Below are 16,082 nucleotides of genomic sequence, written 5' to 3' on the forward strand. Positions count from 1 at the left end.
GGCATCCGCTTCGTATACGATCTGTTCAATAGTAGAACGCCGTGTTCGAATATAGAACGCGGCCTGCCGATACCGCAAGCATCGCCGCCGCGCGGTCGACATCGAGGTCGCACGAGGAGTCCCATGCAGTTCCATCACCATGGCTACGTCTCCGGAGAGCCCCGCATCCAGGATGCCGCGGGCACCGGCATCGATCGCCCGGCGGACCTCCCCGATCAGACGGACGTCCTCATCGTCGGGTCCGGCCCCGCCGGCATGCTGCTCGCCGCGCAGCTCTCGCAGTTCCCCGACGTCACCACGCGCATCATCGAGCGCCGGGAGGGACGGCTCGTCCTGGGCCAGGCCGACGGCATCCAGCCCCGCAGTGTCGAGACGTTCCAGGCCTTCGGGTTCGCCGAGCGCATCACCGCCGAGGCCTACAACATCGCCTACATGAACTTCTGGGGCCCCGACCCCGAGAACCCCCGCCACATCATCCGCACGGCCCGCACCGAGGACTACGCGCTCAAGATCAGCGAGTTCCCCCACCTGATCGTCAACCAGGCGCGCGTGCTCGACTACTTCGCCGAGGCGGCGGCGCACCGCCCCGGGCGGATCGTGCCCGACTACGGCGTCGAGTTCCTCGGACTCTCGGTCGCCGACGACGGGAAGTACCCGGTCGAGGTGCGGGTCCGTCACACGACAGGTGCGCGCGCCGGCGAGGAGAGGATCGTCCGTGCCAAGTACGTCGCCGGCTGCGACGGCGCGCGCAGCGGCGTGCGCGAGGCGATCGGCCGCCGCCACGTCGGCCGGTTCGCCTCCCATGCGTGGGGCGTCATGGACGTGCTGGTCAACACCGACTTCCCCGACTGGCGCACCAAGTGCGCGATCAACTCCACCGCTGGCAACATCCTGCACATCCCCCGCGAGGGCGGCTACCTCAGCCGCATGTACATCGACCTGGGCGAGGTGGCCGCCGACGACGACCACCGCGTGCGGCAGACGCCGATCGAGGAGATCATCCGCCGCGCCAACGAGATCCTGCACCCGTACTCGATCGATGTGAAGCAGGTCGCGTGGCACAGCGTCTACGAGGTCGGCCATCGGGTGACCGACCGCTTCGATGATGGCGATGGCGGTCGCGCGCCGCGGGTGTTCCTGACCGGTGACGCGTGCCACACCCACAGCGCCAAAGCCGGGCAGGGCATGAACGTCTCGATGCAGGACGGCTTCAACCTCGGCTGGAAGCTCGGGCACGTGCTCACCGGGCTCGCGCCCGCCGCGCTGCTCGAGACCTACTCCGCCGAGCGCCAGCCCGTGGCGCAGCAGCTCATCGACTTCGACCGCGAATGGTCGGCCCTCATGGCGCGCAAGCCCGAAGAGATCAGCGACCCTCAGGAGCTCGCGACGTTCTACCTCGGCACCGCCGAGTTCCCGTCCGGGTTCATGACGCAGTACGGCCCGTCGATGGTCGTGGCGGATGCCTCGCACCAGGACCTCGCGGCAGGGTTCCCCCTCGGCAAGCGCTTCAAGTCGGTCGAGGTCGTTCGCGTGTGCGACGGCAACGTGATCCACCTCGGGCACCATGCGAAGGCCGACGGACGCTGGCGCGTCTACGCCTTCGCCGACGCTCCCGCGTCCGGCGAGGACTCGGCGCTCGCGGCGTTCGCCGCGTGGCTCGACTCGCCCGAGTCGCCGCTCGCCCGCCACACGCCCGCCGGCGCCGACGTCGACGCGGTGTTCGACGTGAAGGCGATCTACCAGCAAAGGTACGAGGACGTCGACCTGACCCGGGTGCCCGCCGCGTTCATGCCGAAGACCGGCCCGCTCGGTCTCATCGACTGGGAGAAGGTCTACGCCGCCGGCCCGAGCGCGTGGAGCACGGCCGACATCTTCGATGAGCGCCAGGTGTCGCGCGAGGGCGCGGTGATCGTGGTGCGCCCCGATCAGTACGTGGCAGCCGTCCTCCCGCTGACCGCGACCGACGAGCTCGCGGCGTTCTTCGCGGGCGCGCTCGTCGATCAGCGCGCCCGGGAGGCGGTGCGCTGATCGTGTCCAGCGGGGTGAACGCCGCCCTGCGGTTGTACGTGGTGTATATCGGCCGTCCGGCCGGGCCCCGGCAGAATAACCCGGGAAGCAGGCGAGAAGGGATGCCGCGGCATCCGGAACCGACGAGGGAGTCCCCGTGACCGAGAACCGTGAGACCGAGCTGCTGGCGTCCGTCCCCGACGGGCTGTTCATCGGCGGCGAGTGGCGTGCGGCCGCGGGCGGCCGGACGCTGAAGGTCTACGACCCGGCGACCGGTCAGACGGTCAAGGAGATCGCGGATGCCTCGCCGGAGGACGGCAAGGCGGCCCTCGACGCCGCGGTCGACGCCTTCCCGGCGTGGGCGGCGACGCCGGCGCGCGAGCGCGCCGAGATCCTGCGCCGGGCGTTCGACCTGCTGCAGGAGCGCAAGGAGGACTTCGCGCTGCTGATGACGGTGGAGATGGGCAAGCCCCTGGCCGAGGCGCGCGGCGAGGTGGCCTACGGCGGCGAGTTCCTGCGCTGGTTCAGCGAGGAGACGGCACGCGTGCAGGGCCGCTACGGCGCGAACCCCGAGGGCACCGGCCGCATGATCGTGTCGCAGCATCCGGTGGGGCCGTGCTTCCTGATCACGCCGTGGAACTTCCCCCTCGCGATGGCGACCCGCAAGATCGCGCCGGCCCTGGCTGCCGGCTGCACCGTCGTGATCAAGCCGGCCGAGCTGACGCCGCTGACCACGCTGGCGTTCGCGAAGCTGCTCGAGGATGCGGGACTTCCGAAGGGCGTCGTGAACGTGTTCACCACGTCGACGTCGGGCAAGGTGTCCGAGCCGATCATCCGCGACCCGCGCCTGCGCAAGCTCTCGTTCACGGGTTCGACGGGCGTCGGCCAGCGTCTGCTGGAGCAGGCCGCGCAGGGCGTGCTGCGCACCTCGATGGAGCTCGGCGGCAACGCGCCGTTCGTGGTGTTCGAGGATGCCGACCTCGACAAGGCGGTGGACGGCGCGATGCTGGCGAAGTTCCGCAACATCGGACAGGCCTGCACGGCGGCGAACCGGTTCATCGTGCAGCGCTCCGTCGCCGACGAGTTCGCCCGCCGGGTGACCGAGCGGGTGCAGTCGATGAAGATCGGCCGCGGCACCGAGGACGGCGTGCAGATCGGGCCCCTCATCAACAAAGACGCCGTCGACAAGGCCTCCTCGCTGGTCGCCGACGCCGTGCAGCGCGGCGCGCAGGTGCGCACCGGCGGCAACGAGGTCGACGGCGCCGGCACGTTCTACGAGCCCACCGTGGTCACCGACGTGCAGCCCGGATCGGACATCCTGCGCGAGGAGATCTTCGGACCGGTGCTCGCCATCGTGCCGTTCGACACCGAGGACGACGCCGTCCGGATCGCGAACGACACGGAGTACGGGCTGGTCTCGTACGTCTTCACCGAGTCGCTCTCGCGCGGCCAGCGCATGATCGAGCGCCTCGAGACCGGGATGATGGGCCTCAACGTCGGTGTGGTCTCGAACGCGGCCGCGCCGTTCGGCGGATGGAAGATGTCGGGCCTGGGCCGCGAAGGCGGCGCCGAGGGCATCCACGAGTACCTGCAGACGAAGTACACGCTCACCGCGAACCCCTTCGCCTGACGCGTTTCGTCTCGCTTCGCTCGCTCAACGACCGGACGGCACTGCCCCGGTCGTTGAGCGAGGAGCCCAGCGACGAGACGAGACGCGGTCCGGCTCGGATGCACCGCGTCGGCGTGCTGCGCCATGATGGGCGCATGGTCGCCACCCCCGCCCTCGACGTCGCCGCCATTCGGCACGACCGGCTGCGGTCGCATCGGCTGAGCGCGCCGGCCGCCACCCTCGGCGAGGCCGCATCCCACATGCTCGCGACGCAGGGTCAGGAGTTCTGGGGCGGTCGGTGGGCGCTGGCGGCGCGCACCGCCGGCGATCCGACGATCCGCGACGTGGATGCGGCGTTGGACCGTGGCGAGATCGTGCGGTCGTGGACGATGCGCGGGACGATCCACATCATTCCGGCGCGCGACCTCGTCTGGGTGCTCGGTCTCACGGGGGAGCGGCAGTCGCGGCAGGCCGCGGCGGTGCGCCGCGCCGAGGCGATCGATGAGGCCGAACTCGAGCGCGCGGAGCGGCTCGCGCGCGAGGCGCTGCGGGGCGATAACCGCCTCACGCGCAAGGAGCTCTTCGCCGTGTTCGAGGCGGGTGGGGTCAGCACGGCCCGGCAGCGCGGCTACCACCTGCTCGTCGCTCTGTCGCTGCGCGGCGTCGTCTGCCAGGGACCGGTGGTGCCGCGCGAGGGCGGCCCCACCCGTGAGCAGTACGTCGTCCTCATCGAGGAGTGGGTGACGGATGCCGCGACTCCCGTCGACCCGCTCGCCGAGTACTTCGTGCGCTATATCGGCTCGCACGGCCCGGCGGGCGCGCGAGACTTCGCCTGGTGGTCGGGGCTGCCGCTCGGCGTGGCGCGGGCCGCGGCGGAGCAGGCATCCGACCGGGTCACCGTCGTGGGTGACGACCCCGAACCGCAGTACCGCGTCGCCGCGCCCGCCCCGCCGGTCGACCCCGCCGCGCCCGCGGTCGTCGCCCTCCCGCCGTTCGAGGAGTACTACCTGTCCTACGCCGACCGCACGGTGCCCTGCGCGCCGGAGTTCCTCCGCGCGATCGGTCCGAGCATGAACGGCATCGTGCGCCCGATCATCGTGGCGCGGGGCGAGGCGATCGGCGTCTGGACGCATTCGGTCGCGGTCGGGCGGCACGCCGACGACCCCGTTCCCGAGCTCTTCACCACGGGGGCCGCGACCCGGGCCGAGGTGTCGGCGGCGCTGGACCGCTACCGGGACTTCATCACCGCCTGACCCGCGGCGGCGGGTCGACTAGCCGGATGCGGTGGCCGGTGCAACCCCTCGCCCGAGCGGACGACGGCGACCTACCGTGGTCACCTTCCCAGACTCGAGGAGGGTCCGTCATGCCCGACAGTTCTACCCACTACCGCGTGGTGGTGATCGGGGGCGGGAACGGGGGAGTGTCGGTCGCCGCACGGCTGCGCCGCCTCGGAGTCGACGACATCGCGCTGGTCGAGCCACGCACCGACCACCTGTACAAGCCGCTCTTCTCGCACGTGGCGGGCGGCACGGCGCGTGCGAGCATCACCGTCCGGCCGCAGCGCGACGTGACACCGGCGGGTGTCACGTGGATCCAGGACGGCGTCACCCGCGTCGACCCCGAGGCGAACAGGGTGCTCCTGGGCAGCGGCCGGGAGCTGACCTACGAGCACGTCATCGTCTGCCCGGGGATCCAGCTGGACTGGGACCGCGTGCCCGGGCTCGTCGACGCGCTGAAGACGCCGGCCGTGGCATCCCACTACGAATTCGAGCTCGCCGCGAAGGCATCCCTCCTCCTGCGCGACCTGCGCAGCGGAACGGTGATCTTCACCCAGCCCGACGATCCCGCATCGTGCGCCGGCGCGGCTCAGAAGCCGATGTACCAGGCCTGCGCATACTGGCGGGCGACGGGCGTGCTCGACGACATCCGCGTGGTGATGGTCGTGCACGGCGAGCGTCCGTTCGGCATCCCCGACATCTCCGGTGAGCTCGAGCGCCGCATCGCCGACTACGGCATCGAGCTGCGCACGCGCAGCGAGCTGCTCGAGGTGGATGCCGAAGCGCAGTACGTGGTCATCGGCGGTCCGGACGGCACCGAGCGGCTCTCGTACGACGTGCTCAACGCCGTCCCGCCGCAGTCCGCCCCCGACTGGCTGAAACCCTCGGCGCTGGCTGCCGACCTAAGCGGTGGCGGCTTCGTGGAGGTCGACCCCCGCACCCTTCGCCACCCGCGCTTCGCCAATGTCTGGTCTCTCGGCGACGCCGCGGCGACGACGAACTCCAAGTGCGGGGGAGCGCTGCGCAAGCAGACCTACGTGCTGGCGAAGAACCTGGCGGCGGTGCTGCGGGGCGAAGACCCGAGATGGGAGTACGACGGATACGCCGTCTGCCCGTTCACGGTGTCGCGGTCGACCGTCGTGTGGGCGGAGTTCGACGATCGCGGCCGCCTGGCGCCGACGATCCCGTTCTGGAAGACGATGTACCGCGAGAACCGCCTGTCGTGGATCTTCGATCGCCACGTGCTGCCGTGGGTGTACTGGAACCTCATCCTCACCGGCCGCGTGTGATCCGGGCGGATCCGTCGACCGCGAGCGAAGGGCGGTCCCAGCGTGGATTTGGCGGTGCCGCCCGGCTCACGTAGACTTGCGGCAACCGAAGACCGCCGGTCATCGACGCGCGCGCAAGCGAGCGGAGATCGAAGCACTGCATCGCAGGGGCCCGCGCAGGTGACACGAACGAACTTCCGGGTTCCCGCTCCGTGCGCTTGCGCCGGAGCTTTTTTGTTGCCGTGGTGAGAGCAGATGAGCGGATGTCGAGGCCGACGCCCCGCCATCGCGGAGCGTCTCGTACACACAAGGAGTGGCCATGGCGCAGAAGGAAGCATCGGTCGCCGAGCTCACGAAGCATTTCGAGGACTCGACCGCCGTTCTGCTGACCGAGTACCGCGGTCTGACGGTTGCCCAGCTCAAGGAGCTGCGCAACAGCATCCGTCAGGACGCGGAATACGCCGTGGTGAAGAACACGCTGACCAAGATCGCCGCGAACAACGCGGGGATCACGTCGCTGGACGACGACCTCAAGGGTCCGTCGGCCATCGCTTTCGTGCACGGTGACCCGGTCTCCGTCGCGAAGGGTCTGCGTGCCTTCGCCAAGGCACACCCTCTTCTCGTCATCAAGGGCGGCTTCTTCGACGGAGCCCCCCTCAGCGCAGAAGAGGTCAGCAAGCTCGCCGACCTCGAGAGCCGTGAAGTCCTGCTGGCGAAGCTCGCCGGCGCGATGAAGGCCTCGATGACCAAGGCGGCCTACGTCTTCAACGCACTGCCGTCGAAGGCCGTTCGCACGGTCGACGCGCTGCGTGAGAAGCAGGAGTCCGCGGCCTGAACCGGCCCCGGCTAAGCAAAACCCCAATCAAGGAGAATCATCATGGCAAAGCTCAGCACTGAGGAGCTGCTCGACCAGTTCAAGGAGCTCACCCTCATCGAGCTCTCCGCGTTCGTCAAGGCGTTCGAGGAGACCTTCGACGTCACCGCCGCCGCCCCGGTCGCGGTTGCCGCTGCGGGCGCGCCCGCCGGTGGCGCCCCCGCCGAAGAGGCCGAGGAGAAGGACGCGTTCGACGTCATCCTCGAGGCCGCCGGCGACAAGAAGATCCAGGTCATCAAGGTCGTCCGCGAGCTCACCTCGCTCGGCCTCGGTGAGGCGAAGGCCGTCGTCGACGGTGCTCCGAAGGCCGTCCTCGAGGGCGCCAACAAGGAGACCGCCGAGAAGGCCAAGGCCGCTCTCGAAGAGGCCGGCGCTTCGGTTACGCTCAAGTAATCTCGCGAGCTCAGCTCGTTCACGAAGGCCCCGGATGCTTCGGCATCTGGGGCCCTCGTCATGCTCACCGCCCGTTCACGGCCCGACCCCCACGATCGCCGAGGCGGCGTCGTCGACGGCCGCCGTCGAGCTGCGCACGATGAGGGGCGACGATTCGTAGATGCGGTGGGTGGCGGCATCCGGATCGTCCAGCTGCCACATGAGGAGCTGCACGGCCGCGCGCCCCTGCTGGTGCGGCTTCTGCTGCAGCGTCGTGAGGGAGAACATCTCGGCGTACGCGTGATCGTCGATGCCGACGACGCTGAGTTGATCGGGCACGCGGATGCCGAGCCGCCGTGCGGCGATGATCGCGCCGACCGCCACCTCGTCGCATACGCCGACGACCGCCGTCGGGCGGGTCCGGCGATCGCCGAGCAGCTCTACGGCGGCGCCGTAGCCGCCGGGCATCGTCGCCTCCGAAGCGATGTGGCGAGCGGATGCCTCGAGCCCGGCGTCGCTCATGGCGGTGAGATACCCGTCGAGCCGCTGCTGATCCCCGAAGCTCGTGCGCCTGCCGTCGGGATCGCCGCCGACGAAGGTGACGGCGCGGTGGCCGAGGCCCACGAGATGCTCGGTGGCGATGCGTCCTGCAGCGCGATCGTCGATCGAGACGGCGTTCGTGCCGACGTCGTAACCGCCCACGCTGACGACGGGCTTGCCGAACGCGACGAGGCGTTCGAGCTCGTGCGCACTGGGCTCGATGCCCACGGCGATCAAGCCGTCGAAGCGTTTGCGGGCCAGAAACGTCTCGAACATGTCGCGGCGCGCGTCCGACTCGGGGGGAGCACCGTACAGAGCGAGGTCGTAGCGGCGTTCGAGCAGCGCGTCCTGGATGCCCTCGAGGACCTGGGCGAAGAACCACCGGTCGAGAGTCGGCACGACGACGCCGATCGTCTGCGTGCGGCCGGTCACGAGGCTGACCGCGCTGGTGGTCGGCACGTAGCCGAGCTGCGTGGCCGCTTCCCGCACCTTGGCGCGTGTCCCGTCGGAGACGTATCCCGCTCCCGTCAGCGCCCGGCTGGCGGTCGACTTGGAAACGCCCGCGGCACGCGCGACGTCGGCGATGCCCGCCACTCGGCCCTCCTCGGCAGTCCCGGCGGTTCCCCGCGTCGATGCGAATGTGGAACCGGTTCCGGGGCTCATTGTGCCGTGCTCGGCGGCGTTTGTCACGTCCACTCCCGCATTTACCGAGTTGTGATCAAGTGTGATTGTGCCGACACCACGCATCCCCTAGCGTGAGCATGGAATCGGTTCCCTAAGTTCGCACGCGGGGCACGGAGGCAGTGGCTTCGCGGCACTCGATGAGGAGGACGAATGAAGACATCCAGACGAGGTCGCCGGATCATCGCGCTCGCGGTGGCAGGAGCGACCGGCGTCGCGCTCGCAGGCTGCTCCGGAGGCCCGGGCGCCAACAACGGCGACGACGGCGGCGGCGAAGGCGGCGACGACAACGTCGTCACCGTCTACGGCACCATCGTCACCCCCGAGCAGGAGCTGCTCGAAGAGTCGTGGGCCGCGTGGGAGGAAGAGAACGACATCGACATCCAGTACGAGGGGTCGAAGGAGTTCGAGGCGCAGATCGCGGTGCGCGCCCAGGGTGGCACGCCGCCCGACCTCGCGATCTTCCCGCAGCCGGGCCTGCTCGCCGACATGGCCAGCCGTGACCTGGTCCTTCCCGCGCCCGATGAGGTGGCCGCCAACGTCGAGGAGTACTGGACCGAGGACTGGGCCGGCTACGGCACGGTCGACGGCACCCTCTACGGCGCCCCGCTCATGGCGAGCGTCAAGGGCTGGATCTGGTACTCGCCGGCGCAGTTCGAGGAGAACGGCTGGGAGATCCCCACCGACTGGCAGGGGCTGCTCGACCTGACTGCGCAGATCCAGGCCGACACCGGCAAGGCGCCGTGGTGCATCGGGTTCAACTCCGACGCCGCCACCGGGTGGCCGGGCACCGACTGGATCGAGGACATCGTCCTGCGGCAGTCCGGTACCGACGTCTACGACCAGTGGATCGCCAACGAGGTCCCGTTCACCGACCCGCAGATCAAGTCGGCGTTCGAGGAGTTCGGCAAGATCGCGCTCAACCCCGAGTACGTCAACGCGGGCTTCGGCGGCATCGACACGATCGTGACGACGCCGTTCGGCACCGACCCGGCCGCCGCCATGGCCGCCGGTGACTGCGCTCTGCACCACCAGGCGTCGTTCTTCGACGGCTTCCTCGTGGATGCGGGTGCCGAGGTCGGCGAAGACGGTGACATCTGGGCGTTCCTCACCCCGCCGTTCGAGGCGAGCGGCGAGGAGGCCGGAGCGGTCGTCACAGGCGGTGGCGAGATCGTCGCCGCGTTCGACGACTCCGAGGCCACCCGCAAGGTGCAGGAGTACCTGTCCAGCCCCGAGTGGGCCAACAGCCGGGTGTCGCTCGGCGGGGTCATCAGCGCCAACAAGGGTCTCGACCCCGAGAGCGCCTCGAGCCCGATCCTGCAGCAGGCCATCGCAATCCTGCAGGACGACGCCACCACGTTCCGCTTCGACGCATCCGACCTGATGCCGGGTGCGGTCGGCGCCGGAACGTTCTTCAAGGGCATGGTCGACTACGTCAACGGCACGGACGTCGACACGGTGCTCGAGCAGATCGAGTCGGGCTGGCCTTCCGAGTAGCCAGCGTCTGATCCGAGACGGGGCCGCCCTCCACGGGCGGCCCCGTCCCCTTCCGTCCGTCGCGAGTCCATCGCCGCACTCGAAAGGTCGCCATGTCCGACTTCCTGCGATGGGTGAGCACGCTCAACCCCTGGCTGGAGATCCTCGTCATCGTCGGGGTCTTCCTGATCGTGGTCGCGCTCATCCTCTTCTTCGTCGAGATCGCCCCTCGCCCGGGCCGGATGTACACCATCATCCGGCTGGCCGCGTGCGTGGCCTTCCCCGCGCTGCTCCTGTGGTTCCTGCAGTCCTACCAGTGGGCGATCATCGCCGCCGCGGTGCTCGGGCTGCTCTTCTTCTTCCTCGACAAGCGGGCCAAGGGGGGAGAAGGGTCGCTCTTCCAGCTCTTCGGGTTCCTCACGCCCGCTGCACTGCTGGTCGTCGTCGGGCTGATCATCCCGACGATCCAGACCCTCTTCCAGTCGTTCATGAACTCGCGCGGCACCGAGTTCGTCGGCATGGACAACTTCGTCTGGATCTTCTCGCAGCCCCAGAACGTCCGCGTCATCATCAACACCATCATCTGGGTGCTGATCGCCCCGGTCGTCTCCACCGCCGCGGGGCTCGCGTACGCCTACTTCATCGACAAGACGCGCGGTGAGCGGGTGTACAAGATCCTCGTGTTCCTGCCGATGGCCATCTCGTTCGTGGGAGCGTCGGTGATCTGGCGGTTCATGTACACCGCCCGTCCCGCCGACGCGGAGCAGATCGGCTTCCTCAACCAGGTGCTGGTGTGGTTCGGCGGGCAGCCGGTGAACTTCCTGGCCGCCGAGCCGTGGAACACCCTGTTCCTCATCGTCGTGCTCATCTGGATCCAGACCGGATTCGCCATGGTGATCCTGTCGGCGGCCATCAAGGGCGTGCCCACCGAACAGATCGAGGCCGCCGAGCTCGACGGCACGAACGGCTGGCAGAAGTTCATCAACGTCATCGTCCCCGGCATCCGTCCCGCGCTCATCGTCGTGCTGACGACGATCTCGATCGCCTCCCTGAAGGTGTTCGACATCGTGCGGACGATGACCGCCGGCGCGAACAACACGTCGGTGATCGCCAACGAGATGTACACCCAGTTCCGCAGCTTCGAGGCGGGGCGCTCGGCCGCCTTCGCCGTGATCCTGCTGGTGCTGGTCATGCCGATCGTGATCTACAACGCCGTCCAACTCAAGAAGCAGCGGGAGGTGCGCTGATGAGCGCCGTGATGCCGGTCGATCTGCCGATCGACGATGAGGGCAAGGAGGAACTCGCTCGCGGCGCCCGCCGGCAGGACCGCGACATGTTCGGCAAGACGAAGCGGCGGCTGACCTCGCCGTGGGCCACCGCGGCCGCGCTGATCATCGCCCTGCTGTGGACGATCCCGACCTTCGGCGTGCTGATCAGCTCGTTCCGCCCGCGGGAGCTCATCCAGACCACCGGCTGGTGGACGGTCTTCGAGAACTGGGGCTGGACGCTCGACAACTACGCGACCGCTCTCCAGTCGGGCAACAGTCAGCTGACGATGGCGCAGGCGTTCGTGAACTCGTTCGCGATCACCATCCCGGCGACGATCATCCCGATCTCGATCGCGATGCTCGCCGCCTACGCGTTCGCCTGGATGGACTTCCGCGGCAAGAACATGCTGTTCATCCTCGTGTTCGCGCTTCAGATCGTGCCGATCCAGATGGCGCTGATCCCGCTGCTGCAGCTGTTCTCGCAGGGCACGATCTTCGGATTCCCGGTGATCGAGGCGATCGGATCGGCGGGCTATGCGCAGGTGTGGATCGCTCACACGATCTTCGCGCTGCCGCTCGCCATCTTCCTGCTCCACAACTTCGTGGCCGAGATACCGGGCGAGGTGATCGAGGCCGCACGAGTGGACGGCGCCGGTCACGGTCAGATCTTCTTCCGGATCATCCTGCCGCTGACGATGCCGGCGATCGCCTCCGTCGCGATCTTCCAGTTCCTGTGGGTGTGGAACGACCTGCTTGTATCCCTCATCTTCGCGGACGGCAACGTGGCGCCGATCACGAAGCTGCTCGCCGAGATGACGGGGAACCGCGGCCAGGACTGGTACCTGCTGACGGCCGGCGCGTTCATCGCGCTGCTGGTTCCGCTCGTCGTGTTCATCTCGCTGCAGCGGTTCTTCGTGCGCGGACTGCTCGCGGGCAGCACGAAGGGCTGATCCGCGACGACAGGGCGCGGCGCACGTACCGGGGGGCACGTGCGCCGCGCCACCTCGTGCGCGTGCGTCGCGGTCCGGGCGGCTATCGCCGGGCGGTTCCGGATGCTTCGCCCGCCGGTCAATCGCAGCCGAGGCGCTCCTGCATCGCGCGCATCGCGTCGATCTCGAACGACTGTCCGTCCCTGATGTCCTCGGCCACCTCGAGAGCGCGCGGGTCCGATCCGAGTTCGAGAAGTGCTTCGGCCATGGGGATCGCGCCTTCGTGGTGGCGGATCATCAGCTCGAGGAAGAGGCAGTCGGCCTCCTGGCCGGTGGCGTCCGCGAGCTGCGCCAGCTCGGCATCTGAGGCCATCCCCATCGCCTCGCGGGCCTCGTCATCCGTCATCGCCTCGCCGCCGCCGTGGGCGTGCTCGTCCGACGGGTTCATCCACGTCATCATCGGCTCGCCGGTCTGGCTGAGTCCCCACTTCACGAGCCAGTCGTACATCTCGCCGCGTTGCCCGGCCTGCCCGGTGGCGATGTCGTACGACAGGACGCGCAGCTCCTCATCCTCGGTCTTGCGGTAGATCTCCATCGCCATGGCGATGGCCTGCGCGTGGTGGACCTGCATATCGCGGGAGAAGCCCGCCTCGGGCGAGCTCGTGCCCGGAGTGCTCACCTGACTCTGTGCGCCGAACGTCGAGAACCGGCCGATCGCGAACGCCAGAGCCGCGATCAGGACGAGCGCGACGGCGATGACGAGCCAGCGGCCGGTGCGACCGGCCGGCGCCTCATCGGACACCGCCGGGGCCCTACTTCTTGCCGGGCGCGTCGAGCGCGCCGGTGCAGGCGGCGTTCGGTTCGGGCGCGTTGGTGCTGCGCCAGTACGCGCTCATGAACTCGTCGATGCGCTCGTCGTCGGGGGAGTCCGCCGTGATCTGGGCGTTCCAGGCACTCACCGCGATCGGGCTGTCCATGCCCTCGTAAGGTGAGAGGAGCGCGTAGCTCGACGGGATGCGGGCCTCGAGGGCGGCGATGTCTTCTTCGGACACCCGGGCCGGATCGTAGGTGACCCACACCGCGCCGTGCTCCAGCGAGTGCACCGCGTTCTCGTTCGGGACGGGCTGGGTGTAGACACCGCAGTTCAGCCACACCGCGTTGTGGTCGCCGCCGGTGGGGGGCGTCTGCTCGTACTCGACGGCGCCTTCGACGTGGTTCGCCGTGTTCTCGAACTCCTCGATGCCCTCGATGCCGCTGCCGTCGCTGTCGCCGCGCTCATACGACGGCGGGGGAGCGGGCGCGAACACGATCGACGCGACGACGAGGCCGACCACGACGACGGCGGCCGTGATGCCCACGACCCACCAGACGAGCTTGCTGCGGCGGCGCTTGGCCAGCTGACGCTGGTACTCGGCGAGCTTCTCCTGTCGCTTCTGCTCGCGCTGCTGCTTGACCGTGAGGTTGATCTCGGCCTGCTTGGCGGGGTTGCCGCTCGTGCGCTTGTCGGCGGGGCTCGGGGGTGTCGGGGTCATATGCGTGATCTCGGCTCGGGCACCGGCGTTGCAGCGGGCGACGGACAGGACACGGCAATCCTATGCGAGCGCATGCGGGAGTGCGCTGGGAAGGCCCTGGGGTGACGCCGCGAGTCACCGCAACATGCCGGTCTTCGAGCGTGTCGACGGCGCGTCTGGAGGGTCGCAGCCGGCAGCGCTTGCGGGGCGGCCCGGGGCATCCGATAGAATGGATCTCGAATCGATTCGACTCAGACCGTCGTCGATGATCTCCTTCCCCCTTCCTGCGCGCCTGAGCCGGACGACCGGTGTCGACGCCTCCCTGCCTCGCCGCCCGACGCCGAACAGAAAAGCCACGTTGCTCGATACCGCCTCCGTTCCCACTCAGCGCCCCGCCGACCCCGCCGCACCCGCGGCCCCGACTCCGCGCGCGTCGTCGACCGGCGCGATCCGGACGCTGGGGTCCAACCCGGCCACGGCGCCGATCGTCCTCCACCCCGGCGACTCGATTCCGCACCGTCGCCGCGTGCTGTACATCGTGCTACTGGGGGCGCTGACCGCGCTCGGGCCGTTCACGATCGACCTGTATCTGCCGGCGTTCCCGGTGCTCCAGTCGGAGTTCCAGACGACCGCGGCCGCCATCCAGCTGACGCTCACCGGCACCATGGTCGGCTTCGCCCTCGGCCAGCTCATCGTCGGACCCCTGAGCGACAAGGTCGGTCGCCGGGTGCCCCTCCTCGTCGTCACCGCGCTGCACGTCGTGGCCAGCATCGCCGCCGCCCTCGCGCCCAACCTCGAGCTGCTCTCGCTCGCCCGCGTCTTCATGGGCGCGGGAGCCGCCGCGGGCGGCGTGATCGCCGCCGCGGTCGTGCGCGACCTCTTCGGCGGGCGCCGGCTCGTCGTGATGCTGTCGCGGCTGGCGCTCGTCTCGGGCGTCGCGCCCGTGCTCGCCCCGCTCGTGGGGTCGGCCCTGCTGCTTCTGATGCCCTGGCGCGGAGTCTTCGTGGTGCTCGGCGTCTACGGCAGCATCATGCTCGTCGCCGCGGCGGTCTTCATCCCCGAGACCCTCCCGCCGGCGCGCCGGCACGAGAAGGGTGCGACGACGGTGTGGCAGCGGTACCGCAGCGTCTTCTCCGACCGGGTGTTCATCGGCGTGCTCATCATCGGCGGCATGACCTTCAGCGGTCTCTTCTCGTACCTTTCGGCATCGTCGTTCCTCTTCCAGGAGTCATACGGCTTCGACGCGCAGCAGTACGGCCTCCTGTTCGCCGCGAACTCGCTCGGCGTCGTGCTGGGCGTGCAGGTCGCGGCTCGGCTGGCCGCCCGCTTCGGACCGCAGTGGGTGATCGCGTGGTCGACGGGTGTGATGGTGGTGGCGGCATCCGCCATCATCGTCACCGACCAGCTCGGCCTCGGCCTGTGGGGAACCGTCGTGCCGCTGTTCGTCTTCATGACCGCATGCGGATTCACCTTCCCGTGCGTGCAGGTGCTCGCGCTGGACCGCCACGGCAAGGCGGCCGGAACGGCGCAGTCGATCATCGGCGCCACCAACTTCGGCGTCGCCGGCATCATCACTCCGGTCGTGGGCTGGATCTCGGCGGGTGCCGGCATCACCGCGACCACGATGGCCTCGGTCATGGTGGGCTGCGCGATCGTGGGCACGCTGGCGCTGTGGTTCGTGGTGCGCCCGCGCACCGTGGCGCGTCTGGCCCCCTGAGATTCGCCGCCGGACTCAGTCGAGCCGCCGCACCGGCTGCAGCCGGAACAGCCGCACCGTGCGCCCCGACTGCCGCTCGTAGTTGCGGTACCCGGGCCACTGCCGCTCGATGCGGGCCCACACCGCGTCGCGCTCGTCATCGGGCACCGGCTCGGCCCGCACCGCGAACCGCCGGCCCCGCACGGTGATCTCGGCGTCGGGATGCGCGAGGAGGTTCGCCGTCCAGGCGGGATGCCTCGCCCCGGCGAAGTTCGTTCCGGCGACGATCGCACGGCCCTGGCCATCAGGGCAGTACATGAGCGGCGCCTCCCGGGGCATCCCCGAGGCGGCGCCGATCGTGTGGAGCACGAGCGAGGGGACGAGGAGCGCGCTCACCTGCACCCGACCGCGCGTGGCCCACGAGACGAACCGCTCGAGCGGAGGCAGCACGCGCGGTCCGAGGAAGCGCCGGAAGACGCGAGTACGCGTGAGCGGCGAGATCACGGCCCGTACGGCATCGGCGACGGCGTTCATGCCGTCATCCTCCTCCGGCAACGGCGCGAACGATAGCAGA

14 protein-coding genes are annotated in these 16,082 nt (G+C 69.3%); 10 read left to right on the forward strand and 4 right to left on the reverse strand.

Annotated elements, in window-relative coordinates; translation table 11 throughout:
• Nucleotides 1-123 precede the first annotated feature (123 nt).
• The 6 genes from HF323_RS02140 (at nucleotide 124) to rplL (ending at nucleotide 7,428) form a co-directional block, all read left to right on the forward strand.
• Nucleotides 124-2,028 (forward strand): FAD-binding monooxygenase, encoded by a 1,905-nt coding sequence (locus HF323_RS02140; RefSeq protein ID WP_169580914.1) that lies wholly within the window; start codon nucleotides 124-126, stop codon nucleotides 2,026-2,028.
• A 136-nt stretch (nucleotides 2,029-2,164) separates the two neighbouring features.
• Nucleotides 2,165-3,637 (forward strand): NAD-dependent succinate-semialdehyde dehydrogenase, encoded by a 1,473-nt coding sequence (locus HF323_RS02145; protein WP_169580915.1) that lies wholly within the window; start codon nucleotides 2,165-2,167, stop codon nucleotides 3,635-3,637.
• A 134-nt stretch (nucleotides 3,638-3,771) separates the two neighbouring features.
• Nucleotides 3,772-4,869 (forward strand): winged helix DNA-binding domain-containing protein, encoded by a 1,098-nt coding sequence (locus tag HF323_RS02150; protein ID WP_169580916.1) that lies wholly within the window; start codon nucleotides 3,772-3,774, stop codon nucleotides 4,867-4,869.
• Between the two features lie 110 nt (nucleotides 4,870-4,979).
• Entirely contained in the window at nucleotides 4,980-6,182 is a 1,203-nt protein-coding gene (locus HF323_RS02155; RefSeq protein ID WP_169580917.1) for an FAD-dependent oxidoreductase, read from the forward strand.
• A gap of 298 nt (nucleotides 6,183-6,480) precedes the next feature.
• Nucleotides 6,481-6,996 (forward strand): 50S ribosomal protein L10, encoded by a 516-nt coding sequence (rplJ, locus tag HF323_RS02160; RefSeq protein WP_169580918.1) that lies wholly within the window; start codon nucleotides 6,481-6,483, stop codon nucleotides 6,994-6,996.
• A gap of 42 nt (nucleotides 6,997-7,038) precedes the next feature.
• Entirely contained in the window at nucleotides 7,039-7,428 is a 390-nt protein-coding gene (gene rplL, locus HF323_RS02165) for a 50S ribosomal protein L7/L12 (protein ID WP_169580919.1), read from the forward strand.
• Nucleotides 7,429-7,503: 75 nt separating this feature from the next.
• Here rplL and HF323_RS02170 read toward each other — a convergent pair whose 3' ends face one another.
• Nucleotides 7,504-8,541 (reverse strand): LacI family DNA-binding transcriptional regulator, encoded by a 1,038-nt coding sequence (locus HF323_RS02170; protein ID WP_169580920.1) that lies wholly within the window; start codon nucleotides 8,539-8,541, stop codon nucleotides 7,504-7,506.
• 240 nt (nucleotides 8,542-8,781) lie between these two features.
• On the opposite strand from HF323_RS02170, the gene HF323_RS02175 reads away from it, so the two are divergent.
• The 3 genes from HF323_RS02175 to HF323_RS02185 all read left to right on the forward strand — a co-directional run bounded on the left by HF323_RS02175 (nucleotide 8,782) and on the right by HF323_RS02185 (nucleotide 12,322).
• Nucleotides 8,782-10,125: an ABC transporter substrate-binding protein gene (locus HF323_RS02175; protein ID WP_169580921.1), complete on the forward strand. Its 1,344-nt coding sequence runs from the start codon at nucleotides 8,782-8,784 to the stop codon at nucleotides 10,123-10,125.
• Nucleotides 10,126-10,217: 92 nt separating this feature from the next.
• Nucleotides 10,218-11,351 carry a sugar ABC transporter permease gene (locus HF323_RS02180; protein WP_169580922.1) on the forward strand — a complete coding sequence of 378 codons (1,134 nt, stop codon included), beginning with the start codon at nucleotides 10,218-10,220 and terminating at the stop codon, nucleotides 11,349-11,351.
• Between the two features lie 86 nt (nucleotides 11,352-11,437).
• A complete protein-coding gene (locus HF323_RS02185; protein WP_223169172.1) occupies nucleotides 11,438-12,322 on the forward strand; it encodes a carbohydrate ABC transporter permease in 885 nt (294 codons plus the stop codon).
• A gap of 118 nt (nucleotides 12,323-12,440) precedes the next feature.
• On the opposite strand, the gene HF323_RS02190 is transcribed toward HF323_RS02185, so the two are convergent.
• Both HF323_RS02190 and HF323_RS02195 read right to left on the reverse strand, forming a co-directional pair.
• Nucleotides 12,441-13,103, reverse strand: coding sequence for a DUF305 domain-containing protein (locus HF323_RS02190; protein ID WP_169580924.1), 663 nt, complete (start codon nucleotides 13,101-13,103; stop codon nucleotides 12,441-12,443).
• Between the two features lie 10 nt (nucleotides 13,104-13,113).
• Nucleotides 13,114-13,833 (reverse strand): DUF3105 domain-containing protein, encoded by a 720-nt coding sequence (locus tag HF323_RS02195; RefSeq protein WP_169580925.1) that lies wholly within the window; start codon nucleotides 13,831-13,833, stop codon nucleotides 13,114-13,116.
• Between the two features lie 337 nt (nucleotides 13,834-14,170).
• On the opposite strand from HF323_RS02195, the gene HF323_RS02200 reads away from it, so the two are divergent.
• Nucleotides 14,171-15,529 carry a multidrug effflux MFS transporter gene (locus HF323_RS02200; RefSeq protein ID WP_169580926.1) on the forward strand — a complete coding sequence of 453 codons (1,359 nt, stop codon included), beginning with the start codon at nucleotides 14,171-14,173 and terminating at the stop codon, nucleotides 15,527-15,529.
• A gap of 15 nt (nucleotides 15,530-15,544) precedes the next feature.
• Here HF323_RS02200 and HF323_RS02205 read toward each other — a convergent pair whose 3' ends face one another.
• Nucleotides 15,545-16,042: a nitroreductase family deazaflavin-dependent oxidoreductase gene (locus HF323_RS02205; RefSeq protein ID WP_169580927.1), complete on the reverse strand. Its 498-nt coding sequence runs from the start codon at nucleotides 16,040-16,042 to the stop codon at nucleotides 15,545-15,547.
• Nucleotides 16,043-16,082: the final 40 nt, after the last annotated feature.

The sequence above is a fragment of the Microbacterium sp. MF43 genome (genome assembly GCF_012847295.1).
In the GTDB taxonomy this organism is placed as follows: domain Bacteria; phylum Actinomycetota; class Actinomycetes; order Actinomycetales; family Microbacteriaceae; genus Microbacterium.